Origin of the sequence: Paracholeplasma brassicae (genome assembly GCF_000967915.1) — a bacterium.
GTDB classification, from domain to species: Bacteria; Bacillota_I; Bacilli_A; order Acholeplasmatales; family UBA5453; genus Paracholeplasma; species Paracholeplasma brassicae.
This window is the reverse complement of the sequence record NC_022549.1, coordinates 299,282-318,994: the sequence shown is the minus strand read 5'-3', so window position 1 is coordinate 318,994 and position 19,713 is coordinate 299,282. Positions and strand designations below refer to the sequence as shown.

General features: G+C 38.1%; 14 protein-coding genes. All 14 read right to left on the bottom strand.

The annotated features are described in order from the left end of the window. Positions 1–43: 43 nt before the first annotated feature. The 14 genes from BN853_RS01505 to BN853_RS01440 all read right to left on the bottom strand — a co-directional run bounded on the left by BN853_RS01505 (position 44) and on the right by BN853_RS01440 (position 19,712). A complete protein-coding gene (locus BN853_RS01505) occupies positions 44–1,876 on the bottom strand; it encodes a DUF2779 domain-containing protein (protein ID WP_030004174.1) in 1,833 nt (610 codons plus the stop codon). Between the two features lie 109 nt (positions 1,877–1,985). Continuing rightward, positions 1,986–3,626 (bottom strand): GLUG motif-containing protein, encoded by a 1,641-nt coding sequence (locus BN853_RS01500; protein ID WP_030004173.1) that lies wholly within the window; start codon positions 3,624–3,626, stop codon positions 1,986–1,988. Then, the gene (gene gltX / locus BN853_RS01495) at positions 3,623–4,969 is read right to left on the bottom strand and encodes a glutamate--tRNA ligase (protein ID WP_030004172.1); all 1,347 of its coding nucleotides are present in this window, start codon (positions 4,967–4,969) and stop codon (positions 3,623–3,625) included. The genes BN853_RS01500 and gltX overlap by 4 nt, the downstream gene beginning before the upstream one ends. A 190-nt stretch (positions 4,970–5,159) precedes the next feature. Next, complete coding sequence (locus tag BN853_RS01490) at positions 5,160–9,491, bottom strand: InlB B-repeat-containing protein (protein ID WP_030004171.1); 4,332 nt, start codon at positions 9,489–9,491, stop codon at positions 5,160–5,162. A 16-nt stretch (positions 9,492–9,507) separates the two neighbouring features. Next, positions 9,508–9,963, bottom strand: coding sequence for a hypothetical protein (locus BN853_RS01485; protein ID WP_030004170.1), 456 nt, complete (start codon positions 9,961–9,963; stop codon positions 9,508–9,510). Positions 9,964–9,967: 4 nt separating this feature from the next. Then, on the bottom strand, positions 9,968–11,737 hold the full coding sequence (locus tag BN853_RS01480; protein WP_030004169.1) for an exopolygalacturonate lyase: 1,770 nt from the start codon (positions 11,735–11,737) through the stop codon (positions 9,968–9,970). Further along, positions 11,734–12,612 carry a hypothetical protein gene (locus BN853_RS01475; protein ID WP_030004168.1) on the bottom strand — a complete coding sequence of 293 codons (879 nt, stop codon included), beginning with the start codon at positions 12,610–12,612 and terminating at the stop codon, positions 11,734–11,736. Before BN853_RS01475 ends, BN853_RS01480 begins: the two co-directional genes overlap by 4 nt. An 8-nt stretch (positions 12,613–12,620) precedes the next feature. Continuing rightward, positions 12,621–13,523 (bottom strand): carbohydrate ABC transporter permease, encoded by a 903-nt coding sequence (locus BN853_RS01470; protein WP_030004167.1) that lies wholly within the window; start codon positions 13,521–13,523, stop codon positions 12,621–12,623. Between the two features lie 4 nt (positions 13,524–13,527). Next, positions 13,528–14,412 carry a carbohydrate ABC transporter permease gene (locus tag BN853_RS01465; RefSeq protein WP_030004166.1) on the bottom strand — a complete coding sequence of 295 codons (885 nt, stop codon included), beginning with the start codon at positions 14,410–14,412 and terminating at the stop codon, positions 13,528–13,530. Between the two features lie 2 nt (positions 14,413–14,414). After that, positions 14,415–15,734 (bottom strand): ABC transporter substrate-binding protein, encoded by a 1,320-nt coding sequence (locus BN853_RS01460; protein ID WP_030004165.1) that lies wholly within the window; start codon positions 15,732–15,734, stop codon positions 14,415–14,417. Positions 15,735–15,736: 2 nt separating this feature from the next. Beyond that, positions 15,737–17,623: an immunoglobulin-like domain-containing protein gene (locus BN853_RS01455; protein WP_030004164.1), complete on the bottom strand. Its 1,887-nt coding sequence runs from the start codon at positions 17,621–17,623 to the stop codon at positions 15,737–15,739. Positions 17,624–17,837: 214 nt separating this feature from the next. Then, positions 17,838–18,233: a 30S ribosomal protein S9 gene (gene rpsI / locus BN853_RS01450; protein WP_030004163.1), complete on the bottom strand. Its 396-nt coding sequence runs from the start codon at positions 18,231–18,233 to the stop codon at positions 17,838–17,840. A gap of 1 nt (position 18,234) precedes the next feature. Next, positions 18,235–18,669, bottom strand: a complete 435-nt coding sequence (rplM, locus tag BN853_RS01445; RefSeq protein WP_030004162.1) for a 50S ribosomal protein L13 — start codon at positions 18,667–18,669, stop codon at positions 18,235–18,237. 158 nt (positions 18,670–18,827) lie between these two features. Beyond that, positions 18,828–19,712 carry a YitT family protein gene (locus BN853_RS01440; protein WP_030004161.1) on the bottom strand — a complete coding sequence of 295 codons (885 nt, stop codon included), beginning with the start codon at positions 19,710–19,712 and terminating at the stop codon, positions 18,828–18,830. Between the last annotated feature and the right edge of the window lies 1 nt (position 19,713).

Sequence of the window (19,713 nt, the reverse complement as noted above, 5' to 3'; positions counted from 1 at the left end):
TAATTAATTCAATAGGAAAATACAAGTAAACACCCATCGCCTATTAATTATTCGTTTGATTGACTTGTTTTCTTAAGGCATTTAATATTTCTACCATTGCCCATGTGTCTTGTTTACAATAGTCAATTAAATCTTTGTAACGTCTTTGGTAGGTTAATTGATCCATCGATGGAAAACTTGCGTAGGTCACTAGTGCTTCGGTCCCGTTTGAGACATTTAAGTCTTGATACGATAGTGACGTAAAAATTGGAAGTACTTTTTTAATGGAATAAGACCCATTGAGCGCATCCGCGTAAAAATTGACGCGTTTGGCGTGTTTTTCATCATAGCCTAGGTCTATGTAAAACTTCGAATTGGTTTTTACAATATCCATCAAGTCAAATAAGCGATCTTTTAAGTCATAAAGCCGATCTTTGTATTTTGGAAAAAGTTCTGCTAGTTCAGCAATTCTCGTCTTTTCAAAGGCAATATTATAAACCAGTATTGTCCCACCATCTTCTTTAATCACATCAAGCATCGAAGTAATCAATTCTTCTCTGTGATCGTTTGTGTCTTTGGCTAAAAAGCCATAGTGATCGTTTTCTTTATCACAAGACGCTGGTGATTTCTCAATGTGAATCGAGTATTGAAATAGCGATTGACTATAACACTTTTCCCCTTTGAATCTTGGTAATGGACAAGGAAATGTTTCAAAGTCTAAATGATAAATCGGGTAGCGTAATTCACCTAAACCGGCCAAAATTTTACCCTCATCAAAAAACGTTCTATTTGAAGAGACGACCTGATGCTGTATTTGGTTATTGTCTCTTTCTAACCATTCGTAGGGAATGTCTAATAGTTTTGTTTTACCTTCGTTAATCAAGTCAAACCGGTCGTGCTTAATGCCATAAGGATCTTTAAATCCATAATGAGAGCCAATGTAGGTGAAAAGGCTATTTTCCTTTGGTACTTTGCTAAAACAAACCTCATAAAATGGGCATTCTCTTCGGTCGCCTTTTTGACAGTGTTTACCTAGTTTTACTTCTCTAGCGTCCATGTGGTTTAAGCGTTTGATGACTTGTTTGATGTCATTTTTGATTGTTTCTTGATAACGTTCTGTTACGCTTGTCAAATCGATTAGTTTAATGATGTCATTCGAATAGATCGGTTCATTTGAACTTGACACTTTGCCATCAAAAACGTAATCGCTATTGAGTACCGCTAGGTAATATTTACCGCTTTTCCTTGAATCAAAATCAGCGCGGTTTTCAATCACAAATCGTTGAAACGCTAGGTCATAGACGTAGCGGCCTGCGCTGTGGTATTTATCTAAGAGTTGCGCTTCTTTTTTATCGTATTTATCGTCCGTTTCTATCCCATAATCGTTTAATAACTGATAGATACCTTTGTCGTTTTCAATAAAGATTGATTCGCCCTTCACCTTCAAGTCAAGAAATTTCTTTGTCGTGGTTGCTTTGGTTTCAAAGACACGAAATACCTCATTATCCGTTAGGTAGCCATCCAAAAAACAATAGAAATAATAGCCATCGATTTGTGCTTCAAATCGTTGTTGTTTGTACGTATCAAACATATCGAAAACTAACTTCCCATCAAACGTATCTTTAACCACGGTCGCGGTTAAGCCTTCAATTTGATTGTAGTAAGGCATCATCACTTTTAGCTGCTCATCTTCCTCACTAATTAAGTCGTTGTCTTCCTCGTCATACATTTGATCAATAAGCAAGCGTTGTTTTTGAATGCGTTCTTCATTCATCAAATCACTTAAATCTTCTGAAAAAGTCACAATTGCTTCGCCTTTTTGTCGATAGATTTCTTCTAAAGCGGCGTAACGGTCACATCTCGTTAGGTTTAAAAACCCCGTTTTTGAAATTTTCATAAAACCGCCTCCTCTTGTCTTCTATTTTATCAAAAATAGGCTTTGTTTAACAGTATAAATAAGAAATAAAGGGTGGACTTTACGTCAACACCCTAAAGGTTTTCTTTAATTAAACGGATTCTTCAAGAATTGCTTTGATGTAAGCTGAGGTGAAATAATCACTCACGCTTGTTTCAAGGGCAACCAAGTCCACAAAATCAATGTCATCGGTTGTAGTTCTTACAACGGTTACTGCTGTGTAAGGTATCCCGTCATATGTGATTACGACATCTTTAAATGCGTTTGAATTCTCAAAGTCACTACCTACGACACTACTTAAGAACGCACTCATCGTGTTATCTAAATAGACATTAATCACAGCTTCAAGTGCAAGTGAATTCGTGGTTTTGTCTCCCACTTGTTGGCCGACTAAACCACCAACAAATAATTGTTCGATTGATAAGAAGCTAACTTCTTCACTACGACCTAGGATTAAATCGACACTTGCTAAAGCTTCGTTAATTGTGCCATTACTAAAACCAATTAAACCACCGATAACCAGACGGTCATTGTCTTTGTTATAACTTGCTGTGTTTGATGCTTTTTCAACGTCGATTGTTCCGTTTGAATAGACACTTTGGATGTTTCCACCAAAGTTACCACCAACCAAACCACCCGCATAAAGAGCCATCAATGCGTCTGTAGAAAGCGTTGAGGTTACGTCTAATGAAAGGTTCATTGAGACGTCTGATTTTGCGTTTGTGATTCTTGCAACGACGTTACCGACGTTTTCAACAACACCAACCAAACCACCATAATACGAAATGTCTTTCGTGAGTGATTTAATTTCACCAGTCGCTGATACATCGTTTAATTGACCTGCTTGCATACGACCAGCTAGAAGTCCAACAAATGGTTCACTGCGGCCGGTCATTGCAAGTTCAATTGTTACATTAGAAACACTTGAATTTTTGACCGATGATGGGTTTTCTAATAACCCAACCATTCCACCCACGTAAATTTGCCCAGTTCGAGAATAATTTAATGAGATTGATGAATCAACGATGTTGACATTTTCAATGATACCGGTGTTACGCCCTGCTAAGATTCCAATGTACTGTGTTGATTTTTCAACCACCATTTCAACATTACGAACCGTTAAATCTTTGATGTTTCCTTTGTTATATCCAAATATTCCTAGGTATGTATTAACCTGATCTAGTTTAACGTTTTTGATTTCTTTATTATTGCCATCAAATGACCCTGTAAACGTCGTTGAGAAAAAGATGTTATTAAATGATTCGTTATTAAAATCAAGATCGTTTTCTAAGCGATAATAGGCATTTGGGTCAAGCTTCATTTGATAGAAATCTTCGGTTGTGCTAATCAGTTTCGGGTTTGTTTCAGACCCACCAACCTCAGAGGTTGTAAAACTTGATTTTGTCATAACGTGTGTTTTTTTATCGTAAGTGGCAAAAACCGATAGGTTATAGGTTTTCCCTACCGCTAAGCCTGTAAACTCAACCGACGTGACGTCATCCGTTTTAGTTGCCGTCTTGCGGTTAACTTCCGTTTTACCTTCATAGACAACAACGTAAATGCTCTTATCAACAATGTTGTTGTATGGGTCATGAACATCAAGTTCTAAATAAACAGACGTTCTTGCTGGTTCCATATTTTCAATTGTAATTGCTACATCAAATTTTTCTGAACATGCAGAAACTAAAAATAACAGTAGTGCAACGCTAAATAATCCTAAAATACGTTTCATTGATTAGCCTCCAGTAGGTTAATGGTTTGTGTAATACGGTTTAGTACTTTTTCTTTGCCTAATAGTGATAATGCCATTGGTAATTCAGGCCCATGCATGACGCCGGTTGATGCAATTCGCACCGGCATGAACAAGAGTTTACCTTTGACCCCGACGTCTTTTCCAACCGCTTTAATTTCTTCTTTAATCGCGTCTGGTAAGAAACTTGATTGTTCTAATATCGATTTAAATGATTTAATCGTTTGAAGTGTCGTTTCATTTTCTTTTAAGAAGGCCATTGCTTCTGCTTCAATTTCAAATTCATCACTAAAAAATTCGTTGTATAAAGAGACGATTTCTTTACCATAACTTGTGCGGTCATGAAGTAAAGAACATAAATTTTCTAACCATTCATCGGATTTGATGTCAATTTTTGCTTCAACCAAGAAAGGTTTGACAAAAGACGCAAATGCCTCAGGTGACAGTTTTTTCATGTATTGGTGGTTGATGTACTGAAGTTTCACCACATCAAACATAGCAGGCGCTTTAGATAAACGCTTTGATTCAAATAGTTCGATGATCTGTTCTTTGGTTAATATTTCTTCGTTAATCGATGGGCTCCAGCCTAACAGTGTGATGAAGTTAAATAGTGCTTCTGGTAGGTAGCCCATTTCTCTGTATTGTCCAATAAATTGTACAATTGAGTGATCGCGTTTTGATAACTTTTTCTTTTGTTCGTTAACAATGATTGTCATGTGTCCAAAGCGTGGTATTTCCCAACCGAATGCTTCATAAACCATCATTTGTTTTGGTGTGTTTGTGATGTGTTCTTCCCCACGTAATACATGAGTGATCTCCATCAAATGATCGTCAATGACCACAGCAAAGTTATACGTTGGTATACCATTATCTTTGATCATAATCCAGTCTTCAACTTCTTTTGATTCAAACTTCAACGTCCCTCGAACCAAGTCATCAAAGGCATAGGTTTTATCCTTTGGTACTTTGAAACGAATCGCATAAGCGTCCGAATCTTCCTTGTACTCTTTATAAGCAAGACCACGTTCAAGTAGTTCATTTGCGTATTTTTGATAGATGTCTAATCGTTCTAATTGACGATAAGGGCCATAATTGCCACCTTTATCTGGTGATTCTTCCCAGTCAAGACCTAGCCATTTTAAATTGTCTAATTGAGATTTTTCGCCACCAACGACGTTTCTTTTTACGTCAGTGTCTTCAATACGGATAATAAAATCCCCACCTAGATGTTTTGAAAACAGGTAATTAAATATGGCTGTTCTCGCATTTCCGATGTGTAGTAACCCCGTTGGGCTTGGTGCATATCTTACTCTTACTTTTGTCATAAAATCCACTTCCTTACGTGCATGTTATATTATACGCTATATTGACTATTTTAACAATAATAAAAGGGATTTTCACGATATTTTCGATAATTGCGATCATTTACTCGATTCAATCACCTTTTAGAGCCTTTTAAGAACGTGAAAAAGGCACCCTGTTGGATGCCCTTTGATCATTTAATTATTAAAACACTTAGTTTAATACCGGTAAAAAACCCGTCATATCCCAACCATTTAAACCAAAGTTTGGAACATTCGTGTTAAACCAAGCAATGTCAACCACTGTTTCTAAGTCAATCAAAGTTGCTTGTTGACCTTCGTCTGCACGACCAGTCAACGTACTGTTTTGTGCAAACACATTGGTTTGAATCGTCTTTGTGTATCTACCATTTACTTCACCTAAATAACGTGTACCTGTAACTGATGAATTTAATATGACAACATCAGTAACTGACAGTATGTTTGAATCTGGTACTCTACCTGAAATAAATGCGCCATAGTTTGGTGAAACAGTCACAGATAAATCAATCAGCAATGCACGATTTACAACTGCAGATTTCGGATTATTAACATAACCAAAGAGCCCACCAGCACCTTCTGTTGCAGTAATTGTGACATTATTTAAATAGATGTCTTCTACGATTGTATCACCAATACCTCTAACATAACCAACTAGTCCACCCGAATTCTTCTTTAAATTAGTGACAGTCAAATCAATAATCTCGATATTTCTTGCAGTTAATTCACCTTTGCCGTCTGTAACTAATCCAAAGAGGCCACCAGCACCGTTATCATGGTTGGCATTAACAGACGAATTGATGATTTTTATGTTTTCAACGACCACACCAAGTGCGTCAACTTCACCACCAATAATACCTGCGCGATCATTTAAAGATGTGACTTGTGCGTTATCAAACACAAGATTCATTGCGCTACCTCTAAAGTAAGTAAATAACCCACCACGGCCTTCGCCATTAAAAGTGAAATTGCTGATTGTAAAGCCTTTACCATCTAAGATCCCCTTAAATACAGTAGGTGTATGTGATAAGCCTGTTAAATCAAGATCAGCACCGAGATGATATTCTCTTTCCTCAGGCGAATTAAGCATATCGACAAACGCTTGTGCTGTTAATATAACAGTAGGTGTTTGTTCAACAAATTTAGCATATAATGTTAAGTTTGTTGTAATCTCTGTATCAAATGAAAACTCTGTTGTAAAGCTATCTTCTAAATACCAACCCACAAAATCATAAAAGCCTTTTGAAGTGGTTGGTGAATCAATTGTAAGACCTTTAGCTACTTTGACATCAGTGACGCTTGAGCCTTCAGTAACAAAACTAACCGTCATTTCTTCAATCCATTTAGCGTATAGTGTGATTGAAGCAGTTATTTCTGTTTGAAAATCAAATGGATTTTCAAGTGAAACATCAAGATACCAACCACCAAAAACAAACAGAGGTTTCGACGGTTCACTTGGAATGACTGCTAATTCATTTTCAATCACTTGTTGAGGATCAACGCTGCTACCTTCGTTGACTTCAAACGTCACGATATAGATAGGTGCTTGTATTTCTGTCCATTTTGCGTATAGAATGGTTGCTTGTAAAATTGGGGTAGTTTCTTCAAATGGCGTTAACAATTGAACGTCTGTAAACCAACCTTCAAATGTAAATCCATCTTTGGTTGGTTCCTCAGGTAATATCAATGTGTTTCCAACCTCAACTGAGATTGGGCTGATTGTCACGTCGTTTTCAAACGAAACCTCAACGAACACTTTTTCTTCAACAATCACAAGATTAAGAATAATTGATCCATCTGGGTTAACTGTCCATAAATCACTTGTTGTAAACGCAGATAAGTTTTCAGTCCACCATGAATCCGATGTTGGAATGACGGTGTTTGCTAAATCTTGTACCGCTGTGCCTGTCATTGCATTCGTTAATGACCCATAAATTGTTGTTTGCGTTAATTTAGATACTTCATCGTTGATACGGCCAAGTAAGCCAGCACCAACGGCATTTCTAAATTCAACTTCTAAGTATAGATTTTCTGCTGTTGCAGAACCTGCCGCTCTAACGTAACCGATGGCTGCACCTGCGACTTGTCCATCTAGGATTGTGTTTAACACCACCACACGGTCTAAGTTTGCAATGCTTGTGGCTGAATCTCTAATGTAGCCAACCACACCACCAACAGCCACATCGCCGCCAGTTGCATTTGAGCTAACCGTCACACCATCAACAAAAATATCTGAGGCGCTTAGAGTTGCACCATCCACACGTCCAACCACTGCACCCACGTTCTTAACTGCTTCTGCATGAACGGTTGTGTTAATGATTGCGATGTTTGAAATCATTAGGTCTTTAGAAACTAAACCAACCAATCCACCGACACCGTTCGAATCCCCACCAATTAAACTTGAGTTTTTAATGGTGATATTTTCAAATACAGAAGCGGTATTTTCATTTCGTCCCGTTAGTAGACCACTACGTGTGGTTGAACCACTGATTGTGATGTGATCTAACACAAGGTCTTTTATGGTTGCCCCGTTAGTTCTTGAGAAGATACCACCATAAATGGAGTTACCTGAAATTGTGATTGAGACATTTCGAATAACGAAACCTTCACCATACAGTTTTCCTTTAAATGAGCCATTAACCGCCGTCCAAGTGAATCCTTCAAAATCAATGTCATTTAATAACACGTAGGTTGGTTGATCACCGGTAGAGGTTGTAATATCATAGAATTCTTGCGGCGTTGAAAGGTATACGACTTCTTCGTAGTTTACCACTTGTGATACCACATTCGAATCCCCATTTAAACTAACATAGACATGAATATAGTCCATGGCATTCGGATTTATTTCTTCTAATGTAACAGTTAATGAAGTGACTTCAACGGAACTACCTGTCTTAATCGTCTCAATTGATTCGACTTCATTGTCGCTAAATAGATAATAAAGTGTCCCATTCGGTTGTAACAAGTTCACCGTTACCGTCGTTAGCGATTCTTTGTAAGGAATTTCTTCCATTGTGACCTCAGTAATTTCGTTTGGTTGAGCTTTCGAATAAACGGTCACTACTTGTGTTACTTCTACGACGTCAGCTTCATTTGACTTGTTTGTAAATGTATATACGACATTGTATTCACCAGCGATTGCTGTGTTCACTGGATTTGTTACGACTAAACTGTAGTCTGTATCTAAAACAAGTAATCGTTGTTCACCAAATAAGTTATATACCTTAGGAATGCTTGGTGTAAATGGTTGATCTTGTTCAATCGATACACTTGACTCAATACCTTCAACTTCACCTAAGAAAACTAGTTCTTCAGGTCTAGGCATCGATTCGATACGATTAGCTCTAATATTAGTTACGTAAGCAGGTGCTCTTAATTCAGTAGTCGTTGATGATCCAGTTCTTAAGAACAATTGCGTCATCGAAGTAACTGTAGTATAAGAAACTTTCCCTGGTGTTACTTGGACAAGTTGACCTTCTAGACTATAATAGAACACTTCAAAAGTTTGATTGACTAGATCGACTTCTAAGCGAAGCGTATGCCATGTATTTAGTTCAACTTGGTATATTTTGTGTTGGACGTTATCCACTCGATAATAAATATCTCTACCATCAATCCCAAACCCAATGGCTGGTGATGAGGCAGACGTTTGAATGTGTACGGCTGAACCGTTAGATGCGGCTGTTTGCATCACGTCCATTTCAACCACAACGACAGCATAACTGTGTGTAATTGAGGCTTCTAATTGAGTTTCGGTTAATGCTTCTACTTTTAATGCTTTTGATCCCTCAGGTAGCATGACCCCTGGAATTGAATCAACCACCGTATATAACGACGTCCCTGTTTTACCAGACACTGGCGCCCATGGGGTGACTGACTCTTGGATTAACCCATTGGTGTAATCGAATGTTTCATCAATTAACAGTGGGGCTTCCGTCACATCAGGTAATGCTAAGACTATGGCATTAAATACTTTTTCTTTTGTCACTGAGTTAAGGGTTAAGGTGGCTGTTAATTTAACTACTTGGTCACCGACTTCGGCTTCCGGTTGACTTACCACACCATTTACTGCAATGTAGTCCGTTTTATCAATATGCCAACTAATTGAAACGCCATCTCGTTGTGTGGCAAGTGTTAATCTTGGTGATTGATTCGTTAATGCTGAAATATCCCCAAGGTCGAGCATAGAGTGTACACTATCTACCTTTTGAACATCGGTTGGGCCGTCTAAGGTATATTTCGCATAAAGAGTTAAATCACTTTTAACCACCATTGTGTCAAATAGCCACTCGGTTGTAAATGTGCTTTCTTTATACCAACCATCAAAGACATACCCTGTTTTAGAAGGTTCTGAAGGCTCGGTTGCTTTTTTCCCATCTTCAACTGTTTGTGCAGGCACATTAGGCCCACCATCGGTGTCAAATGTCACTGTAAACGTCTTAGTTTGACATGCCACTAAGGCAAGGACTAAGGTTAGAAATGCAAATACAGTCAATAGTTTTTTCATTTTTTCTCCCTTTCTATTATCCTAAATATTTGTCGCAAGTATAACCTGTTCTTGGTGCAACCACAAACAGGAGTTTTGCGTTACGGCTTTGATTCTCGTAGGTTAAAACCACATCAAGCACCACTGGCCAATTGTCATTTAAGTTCTCAAACGTCACTTCACCTTGTTGATCTCTTGATTCAATCCAACATTGGTTTGGTTGTGTTACCACACCCTCATTTGAAATGATTTCTGGGCTTCTAGAGGTGTAGGTGATTAAAACCCCCTCATAACTCGTTGGTAATCCTAAGCTGCCATCTGCTCGAATTACCGTACCCATTTTTGAGGTCATCCCTGACAACGTTTCTGCTTGAACGAGTTTTTGATAGGCATTGGTGCCTTCTTCGACTTCCTTACTTAACGTTTTACTGCCACAAGCAGCTAAACTGAGTGCGAGTAAAAGAACCGTTATGACACTATATATTTTTTTCATCTCATCACTCCCAATCGTAAATTGTCTTTGTGTAAATCACATTTTGCGTGTAGCTTCTGTCTTCTGTGACGCCATCATCTGCGAGTAAATAGCCATGAATATAACCAGAATCTGCTAAATAGAATGGCATGTTCTCTAAATCGATTCCACGAATGACCGCATCAAGCGACAATAACGCAAGCGTATCCGGTTGATCGAGTCTTGAATAAAGCATGATTTCACTATCTACAAAGAACCCACGATGGAATTTTTCTCTTACGATGTTATTTCCAATTGTTCTTGCTGAATCTAAATACTGTGGGTTTTTAGTTAAATCATAAAGTTCGACCATCGTCATTAAAGCGAATGGGTCATCGATCGATGTATCAAGGTTCAAGTTAGGGCTTAGACCGCCATTTGGACCGATGTCACCCAAACCAAATGCGTGCATAATGTCTCTTAAATGATTCCATAACGTTATCGAGTCTTCTTGTTTTGTTTGAACGATGGTTCTTAAAATCGGCAATAAGTATGACGTCGGCATCGCTACGTAATCAAGTCTCATGTTTGACGGCCCAAAATAACCTACCTCAGGTACGACATAACCATAAGTGAGTGTCCCATCAATAAACATCGGAATGATTTTGTTTTGGCCATCAACTCGAATATAAGCGTAATCGAGATAGCCTTCTAAATACTGTCTTGACCAGTCAACAAACTCAGTCATCCCGTATTTGTCTCCTGCTTCTAGCAACATTAGAATGTTATCAACGTAAACGGCTTGTGTGTTTTTCCAAGCAACGTTCGCTTCACGTGCGATTGGCCCAAAATCTCTAAATTGTCTTGCGACACGATCCCCACAGCCTGAATTGGTGTAGGCTGGGTTTGCACATTCGATGGCCGATTTTGTAACCGCGGTCGACTTAAATTGATAAACCGTCATTCCAGTGACTGGGTTTGAGGCGAGGTTGTATTGTCTCATTAAGTATTCTGCCCATTGTTTTGGTACAGGATCACCGGTGTGATTAGATAGCGTTAATGCCGCGTAAGCCAAATCCGTTGCGGAATTGACAAAAGGCAATAACCCTGGTGAATCATCTGGAATGATTGGATTGCCTTGTTCATCCATTTTAATTACGTCTTCTGGGATGGGTGCACCAAACACGTTTTGATCAAAAGCGGTTGAATAAGACCCATGTCTGTTCATGTTTTGCGAATCCCAATAGAAGTGTGCTGTCCATAATTGTTTCATAAACCGAGTGGTTTTCTCTTCATCGACTTCGAGCATTAGTTCGTAAAACGGCATCATGTTTTTCAACTCATGTGGGCCGTTTGGACCTTCGGTCGATTGTACTTCTAAGTTATCTAGGTTAATCGCACGGTGACCGCCCCAGTTAAACAGGCCATTTGGGTTTTGATAATTATCCATAAAATAACCCACGATTTCCTTTGCCTGAAGCTCGTATTTATCACTTCCGGTTACTTTGCTTAAGCCCACCAAGGTTCTAAAGAAGTTTTGCTGATTTGCTAAGTTAGCGTAAGGCACTTCAGCCCGGTTTGGAAACACCCACCTGGCTGGTTCACCAGTTAGGGTGTTAATCGCATCTGGAAGTAACTTGGTTTCTTCATTGTAGGCATGACCATAATGAAGAATATTCTCAACGTGGTTAATCACCGCATGTAGTCGATCGTAATCTTCATCGGTATAGACGACATTAGATGTTTCTGCTTTAATTGTATTTGGAATAGAAACAAGTAGGGTAATCATCAAAAATAATGTGACATATTTTTTCATGTGTTATGCCCCTTTCTCGTTACGATAACGTCATCAATGTACGCATACCCTTGCATATTTAGCGCTTTTGGCATCGTGACTTTAAAGACATTTGGCACTTGTAAAAATTCAGTGGCTACTGCGTTTGTTCTAGCTGAAATATGAAACTCACCTTCATAAAGTATGACGTCTGTTGTTTGATTTAGGACAACCTTTAATAGATTAGTGTTGCCGTCCCAGTAAAAACTAAACTGATGAAACTCATCTCTTGTTAATGTCATGTTTGTGTCAATATAGATGCCACTATCACCACTACCACTATGATAAAAGAATGGGCCACCAATCTTTACAGTTAACTTCATTTGTCTGTCAATCAGGATTGAAGCGACATTGACAGCACCCGTATAAATGCCAAAACTTACTTCATTGCCTTCGTTAGACGGTACCATAATCTTGCCTGTCGCAACGCCTGAACGAGTTTGATCTAAGTTGAACTTTGTTGACAGAATCAAGGACTCAGGTTTACTCACACCTTGAGGAAAGGCTGGTGAGTACTTACCATCTGAAAAGACCTTAACAACCTTATTTCCATCCATTTCAACCACTCGAGCAGAAACCGAATCGGCTTGGTATTCTTGATTACGATACAACAACCAGTTGTAAGGTTGTTGATTTAAAAATTCCGTTTCAAATGTTTCTGAAATTAGAAATTCTTCTTTGGTCGGTGAGATAAAATCTAAATCAAAATTCGGATCGAAACACCCACTTGATAGTGGTTGTTCCATACAAACGGATTGTTTTTCTTCATCGACGATTGGTTCTTCTTTTGTCTTATCACAAGCACCTAGTGTCAATGTCATGGACACTAAGATAAAACTAATCACTATTTTCTTCATAAACCCTCCTAACCTTTAATGGCTGAATCTGAGTCATTACCAACAAAGTATCTTTGTGCTGAAAAGAACACGATAATCAATAATAAAACCCCAAAAATACTTTTAGCATACACATGCGCATACGTTGTCATTGAATCCACAGTTAACGTGGATAAAACAATTGACAGTGGGTATGTCGAGGTTGCCCCACGGTAAATCAACGGGCCTTGATAATCATTAAATGCTGAAATAAATAGAAGTAAACCAACCGTCATAATGATGGGTTTTAGAATTGGAATCAACACGTATATCAAGACTTGAAATGTGTTTGCCCCATCCATATAAGCCGCTTCATCTAAATCTTTTGGAATGCTTCTAAAAAACTGTATGTACATGAATACCGAAAATGAATTAACCGCAAATAGTGCCCCAGCCCATAAAGGCAGATAGGATAAAAACGGTAACTCATTGTCCCAAAATGGCAACATGAAATCCGTTGTCCAAAAAGCGAACATTGGTATTCTAAATATCGTATTTGGCATCAAAATGGTTGCGATGATAATCGCAAACACAATCTTCTTACCCTTAAACGTCATTCTTGTCATCACAAATGCCGTTAGTAGTGTCGTAAACGTCATAAAGAAGGTTTGAGGCAGTGTGTATTGTAAGGTATTCCACAATGCCCTAAGCATTGAATACCCTTCAATCGATCCCCAACCAGGTGCCTTTAAAACACCTTGCCATCCCACAAGCGTAAAATTCTCTGGGATAAACCAAAAACTCGCCATTGGTCCATCATTAAATGATGCACCAACAATCCAAAGTAGTGGGTATAACATCACAAATCCGACCCCCACCAAAATGGTGTATTTGACTATTTCTTTGATGCGTTTTTTTCGTTTGTGTAATTGGATTCTCTTATTTGTTGTCATCGGCTTAATCCTGATAGTAAACCCAATATTTTGAGCTTCTAAAAATACCAACCGTGAAGATCATGATGATGACAAACAAGATCCAGGACATTGCACTACCTGTGTATAGATCATTAGACCCACTAAATGCGACTTGGTAAATTAACATATTGATTACACGTGTGGAGTCGGATGGTCCACCTTGTGTGATTAATTGTGGTCCATTGAAGACCTGAAAACTATCAACCAGTCGCATGACCCCATTAAATAAAATAATTGGGGTAATCATTGGTAAGGTAATTCTTACGAACTGACTGGTTTTGGATGCGCCATCGATCGTTGCTGCTTCATATAAAGATTCAGGCACATTCTTTAACGCATTTAGAAAAATCAACATGGTTGAACCAAATTGCCAAACCCTTAAGGCAACAATTGAGGTCATTGCACCCCAACCGGTCCCTAGCCAAGAAATTGGTTTCAATCCAAAAATCATTAGAAACTGATTAATTAATCCATTGTATTCGAAGATATACCGCCACAAGATTACCACAGCGATATTTGCACCTAAGACCGTCGGGATGTAGTATGCCGTTCGAAATAACCCGACACCTTTAATCTTTTTTGATAATATATAGGCCACTAATAACGATACAATCAGAATTAATGGCACGGTGACAAAGACATAAATGCCGGTCACTTTGATACTGTTCATAAAGAGTTCTCCCCAGGTCGAGTCTTTATCAAACAAATCAATGTAATTTTGAAACCCAACGAATTCAACCATACCGCGAATTCGTTTAAATAAACTCATGTAAAACGAATTGATGAATGGGTAGAGTTTAAAAACGATAAATCCTATGACCCATGGCAACAATAAGACATAGGGTACCCATTTTTTTTCACCTACCATACTTAATTGTTCATCACATTAGAAAGCTCGGTATTGAACCTTCTATTGATGTCCGTAATGGCTTGCTGAGCGGTTGCGTTGCCAAATAAAAAACGCTCAATTGGTGCTTCATAAATTAGTCTAAATGTGTCGTGTTCATAATATGGGTGAATGTATAAATCCACGCCTTTTGCGATTTGATCGGTAAATATATTTTGTACAACGTTATGCCCTTGCCATTCAAGCGATTTCGTAAAATCTGTGGTTTCTGTGTCTAGTAAAATTTGTTGTGTTTCCGTGTTATTAGAAACCCCGCGGTCGACACCAAGTATTCTAACCGCCTCAGGATCGGTTGTCATGAACTCTAAGAAAGCCTTAACCGCAGCTGTTTTTTCCTTGGTGGCTGCAACACGAGGACTTACCGCATAGGCCATTGATATTTTTTTATACATACCTTTTTGTTCGCCTTCATTTTGTTGGAACATACCAGCCATTACGATTTTTTCACTGCCACCAGGTAAGGTGTTTTCGTATTCTGAGATCGATGTGTTCCAAGTCATAATCCCACCATAATTTTCATACAATTGCCAGTTTGGATTAGATGGCCCATCGTTGTGTGTGTCGGTTGCATTCGATTGAATGAGTACGTTGTTGTTTCTTAACTCATTTAGAAATCCAAATCCCATTTGTAATTCTTGTTCACTAAAAGCTAATTGATTTGCCTCATTGATCACATTTTTACCCGTCACTTGTGACAAGTAGCTAAACATCAACATGGCAACTTGTTGCGCATCTAATCGCCCTAGTGCGTATTTGTTTGAATTGTAGGCACCGATTTTTTTACCCGCTTCAATCAATTGATCCCAGGTTTTTGGAATGGTTGCGCCAGCTTTATCATACAAATCTTTATTTAAATAAAAGACGTAGCCTGTTTCGGAGACCGATAAGGCGAGTGTTTTTGAATCAACGGTGATTGGGGTGTGTTCGTCTTCTGGGTATTTTGATAAATCAAGGCCTAATTCATTGATGTCTAGGAACTGATTAATCCCATACATCGAATATACCCAGTTATAGTTAATTTGAAAGACATCGGCTTCACGATTTCTTGATAATCGGTTTGATAAGGTTTGTTGATACCCACTCCAAGGGGCTTCTTCCCCTTCGACTTTATATTGAGGGTATTTCTTTTCAAACAGCTCGATGGCTTGATAGGTTGCTACGTTTCGATCAGAAGTCCCCCACCACGAGAACGAAATCGTGTTTGAATCATCTTTCTTTCCACCACAGGCAGTAAGCAAGAAGATACTTGAAGCCAGTACTACTACAATCCAAAATTTCTTCATATCTATTTTTCTCCTTGTAAGTTATTATTTGCACCCACACGGTTAACCTCAAAGTGACTCTCTAAATCAAGTGCACTAATCATTTGGTAATCGTAGGGGATTTCATCATAGTTATTTAATTCAAAAGGTAGGACTGCTGCGTCATTTGCACGCCAGATTGTGAGTTTGTCCGTCGAACTTGAATAATCATAATAATTGCCTAGTTGATAAATAGAAGCTCTAACTAAAAACTTCCCTGTGTAGCCTTCAGCCCCACTTTTTTGGTTATTTCGAATGGGTGTATCGATCCCTTTGAAAATTGAATTTTCCATGAGCACTGCACCGTTTTCAGTTGTGACAATGCCTTGGTTAGTAAAACTAATCTTGTAAGTCACATTCACATAAGTTCGAAACGCATTCGCCTCAGACGCATCGTGTATTATGTTATACATGTGTACATCACCACCTCTTAATCTAGGGATTCGATCTAAGATATTAATGTAGTGGTTGTTTGATAGGGTTACCGTGTAGTACTTATTTTCATCATTGAACTCACCTGAGCCGATTAGATGCCCCTTCTTTTGAAAACTAAGCAGTGTCACAAGTTCTTCTTTGGTCATCCCAAGCGTACGATAGGCATTGTACGTTGGAAATTGACTTCGATTATCCTCTAGATAATCCACTTGTCTTCTGATGTGTTCGTTTTCTCTTGCGACAAATAGAGAGTTTGAAATTGTGATGTGATCACTGTACCCTTTGACATCAATTAAGCCATCGTAGGCTTGGTGAAGCGTTACGTGATTGATAAATACGTTCTTTGAGTCTTCGATGGTGATGTAATCGTAGTCATTTCTGTCGTAATCAAACGAATCATCATATTCCCAAATACCATCAAAACTCAAATTTTCAATCCATACGTTCGTACTGTTCTTTATTAAAAAGGTTGCGTATTTAATTGTACTTCCGTTTTTTGAAAACAATTTGAGGCCAACCCCATGGCTAAGACCTTCCGACCGATCTCTGATTTGTATTCTTGAAACACCATGCTCAATTAAATCTGGGTGCGTCAAGGGTGTGTTGTGATTTCTAAATACCCTCGAATCTAAGGCAAGTTCCGGGTAGGTTTTTCTCACATAGTGATAACCAAGGTTTAAATCGTTCATAATTTCAATCACTCTAGCGGCTTTATCACCGGTCATCGAAAGTGCCTCAATTAACTCCTTTTCATTTGAAACCACGTAGTAATTACCTTCATTAAAGACTGATTCATCAAAGTAAATACTTGCAAAACCCGTTACGTTGGTTTCTAATTTCTCTTCTTTTAAAATAATCAATGTGATGTCTTTTGACATCTCATATTCGCCATCAAAACCCGTCACAGTTAAAGTAACGCTCAAGTCATCTTCGTTATAGTAAGGTCTTCTTAGTAAGTCACCCTCATTAGTTAAATCCATTGGGTGACTTGATTGATAAGAGAGTAAAACCCCATTAACTTCATAGACTAAATTTAAACTTTTTGTGATTGTGTTACCGAATTCAATTTGGTCTAATACTGCTTTTAGTATCTCTTCTCTTGTTTGTTCGTTTTTAACGACAGTCAATGTAAATAAAACGCGCTTTACCTGGTTTTGATAATTAAGAATCATTGTTAGTGTCACTTCTTGGTTTTCCTCATCAAAAAGCGGACGATTCACTTTCCCTTTTGAGGAAAGAATTTCTTCGTTACTCGATTCCCAAGTAATCAAAACTTCTTTATAACGATTTGGCAAATACAAATCGTTATGGACTTCAGAGTCAAAAGTTACTGCTTCAATGACTTCTTTAAATAATTCTTCAGCGTTATTTTTTTGACATGCGGTTACTACAAACATTAAAGAAATCAAGAGACCTAGTGCCATCCATTTCGTCATGAGATCCTCCATTCGTCTATATATGCGAACGTTGTTTATATACACTTTATTTTAACATAGGTATACAATTAATGTCAACGCTTACATTATTGTAAATAATGAACACTCCCAGATAAATCGATTATCTCATAAGATAGTAAGTGATTTTTAGACCAAAAAAAAAACAAAGGGTGAGAAGTCCTTTGTTTTTGTTTTGTCCAATTGTGATTGAAAATTAACGTTTAGAGAATTGAGAAGCTTTACGAGCTTTCTTAAGACCATATTTTTTACGTTCTTTACTACGAGAATCTCTCGTAATAAGTCCTGCTGGCTTTAATGTTGCTCTTAGCTCTGGGTTCACTTCAAGTAACGCTCTTGTGATACCTAAACGGATTGCACCAGCTTGACCTGTGATACCACCACCATAAACGTTAACGCGGATGTCGAAACGACCTTCGTTTTCAGTTAATGCTAATGGTTGTACAACGTCAAGACGTGTTGCTGCTGAAGGGATATAATCTTCAAATGGGCGATCATTAATAACGAATTCGCCTGTTCCGGTAGTAAGAATTACTCTTGCGACAGAACTCTTACGACGTCCTGTACCTAAATATTGAACTGCTTTTGCCATATTATTTTACCTCCAACTTTTCTGGTTTTTGTGCGATATGTGGGTGTTCGCTACCTGCATATACGTATAATTTTTTATACATATCTCTACCTAATGTCGTATGAGGTAACATACCTTCTACTGCTTTTTCAACCATTCTGGTTGGGAACTTTTCCATCACTTCTTTAGCAGTTCTTGATTTTAAAGAACCGTTGTATTCGCTGTGACGGTAGTATAACTTGTCAGTCCACTTTTTCCCTGTTAATTCAATTTTGTCTGCGTTAACGATAACAACGTAATCGCCACAATCCACGTGAGGCGTGAATGTTGGTTTTAGTTTACCTCTTAATACAGATGCTACAACAGTCGCCAAACGACCAAGTGTTTTGCCTTCTGCGTCAATAACATACCATTTTCTTTCGATGTTTTGAGCGTTGGCCATAAATGTTTTACTCATAATTTTCAATTCCTCTCCTTATTTTATAATAAGGGCTATTTTGGGCTTTTTAAAACGTACCGTATAAATATTACTATAAGTCGTTTGTTTTGTCAATCTTTTTATCAATAAACTTTGAACCGTTTTTTATCCTACTTATTATTTGCTAAAATCTTTTTTTAAACAATGGTTTTTCTTGCGAAATTACCATAAATTGTTTTAACTGGTTGTGTAATCATAAATGCGTGTGAATCAATGGCTCGAACTAAATTTTTGATTTGTGTCAGCTCATAACTTGAGATGACTACAATCATCATAGTTCGTTCGGTGTGTGAATATGCCCCTTCAACTTTGATCAAGGTCACACCTCGATAGACTTTTTCTAATATACCCTTATAAATATCTTGCGGATGTTGTGTGATAATTTCAACTTGTAAAAAGTGATACGCCGTATGAATCTTATCGGTGACAATGGTTGCAACAATGATTCGAATAATTGTATACGCCGCCACACTCGCACTGCCAAACACGAGGCCACCCATAAGTGCAATAAAGACGTTTAAGATCATGGATATAAAGCCCACACTGGTGCCGTTTTTTAATGAAAAATATTGCGCGATGATGTCTAGTCCACCGGTTGATGTGCCATATTTAAGCGCCCCACCGACACCAACACCGGTTAATAAGCCACCCATGACAGCTAAAACAAATGTGTCATCAATTCCAACATCAAACACCGGGATGAAACCTAGAATGGTTGCTTGTATCACAACCGAGATTAAACTATAAATTGTAAAGCGTTTTGATACCCCATACCATCCAATCACCATGATTGGGATGTTGCCTAAAAAGACAAATGCACCTAGGAAAAAATTACCTAGATTCATGTCAAAATGTTGATTTATGATATTCCTTGCAAGCTGGGCTAATCCAGGGATACCACCGGTGTATAATGGTTCAATTGACGCTTCTAAAAACCAAGAAACACCAATACCATACACAATTGTAAATATCGTCACTGCTAAAAGTGCTCTAAGCTCAATTAGCAATTTTTCATTCTTCATC

Excerpts from the sequence above, each read along its gene's own strand:
- BN853_RS01505 (WP_030004174.1), bottom strand. The coding sequence starts at position 1,876 with ATGAAAATTTCAAAAACGGGGTTTTTAAACCTAACGAGATGTGACCGT.
- rplM (WP_030004162.1), bottom strand. The coding sequence starts at position 18,669 with ATGAGTAAAACATTTATGGCCAACGCTCAAAACATCGAAAGAAAATGG.
- BN853_RS01475 (WP_030004168.1), bottom strand. The coding sequence starts at position 12,612 with ATGAAGAAAATAGTGATTAGTTTTATCTTAGTGTCCATGACATTGACA.
- BN853_RS01470 (WP_030004167.1), bottom strand. The coding sequence starts at position 13,523 with ATGACAACAAATAAGAGAATCCAATTACACAAACGAAAAAAACGCATC.
- gltX (WP_030004172.1), bottom strand. The coding sequence starts at position 4,969 with ATGACAAAAGTAAGAGTAAGATATGCACCAAGCCCAACGGGGTTACTA.
- BN853_RS01460 (WP_030004165.1), bottom strand. The coding sequence starts at position 15,734 with ATGAAGAAATTTTGGATTGTAGTAGTACTGGCTTCAAGTATCTTCTTG.
- BN853_RS01465 (WP_030004166.1), bottom strand. The coding sequence starts at position 14,412 with ATGGTAGGTGAAAAAAAATGGGTACCCTATGTCTTATTGTTGCCATGG.
- rpsI (WP_030004163.1), bottom strand. The coding sequence starts at position 18,233 with ATGGCAAAAGCAGTTCAATATTTAGGTACAGGACGTCGTAAGAGTTCT.
- BN853_RS01485 (WP_030004170.1), bottom strand. The coding sequence starts at position 9,963 with ATGAAAAAAATATATAGTGTCATAACGGTTCTTTTACTCGCACTCAGT.
- BN853_RS01480 (WP_030004169.1), bottom strand. The coding sequence starts at position 11,737 with ATGAAAAAATATGTCACATTATTTTTGATGATTACCCTACTTGTTTCT.
- BN853_RS01500 (WP_030004173.1), bottom strand. The coding sequence starts at position 3,626 with ATGAAACGTATTTTAGGATTATTTAGCGTTGCACTACTGTTATTTTTA.
- BN853_RS01455 (WP_030004164.1), bottom strand. The coding sequence starts at position 17,623 with ATGACGAAATGGATGGCACTAGGTCTCTTGATTTCTTTAATGTTTGTA.
- BN853_RS01440 (WP_030004161.1), bottom strand. The coding sequence starts at position 19,712 with ATGAAGAATGAAAAATTGCTAATTGAGCTTAGAGCACTTTTAGCAGTG.
- BN853_RS01490 (WP_030004171.1), bottom strand. The coding sequence starts at position 9,491 with ATGAAAAAACTATTGACTGTATTTGCATTTCTAACCTTAGTCCTTGCC.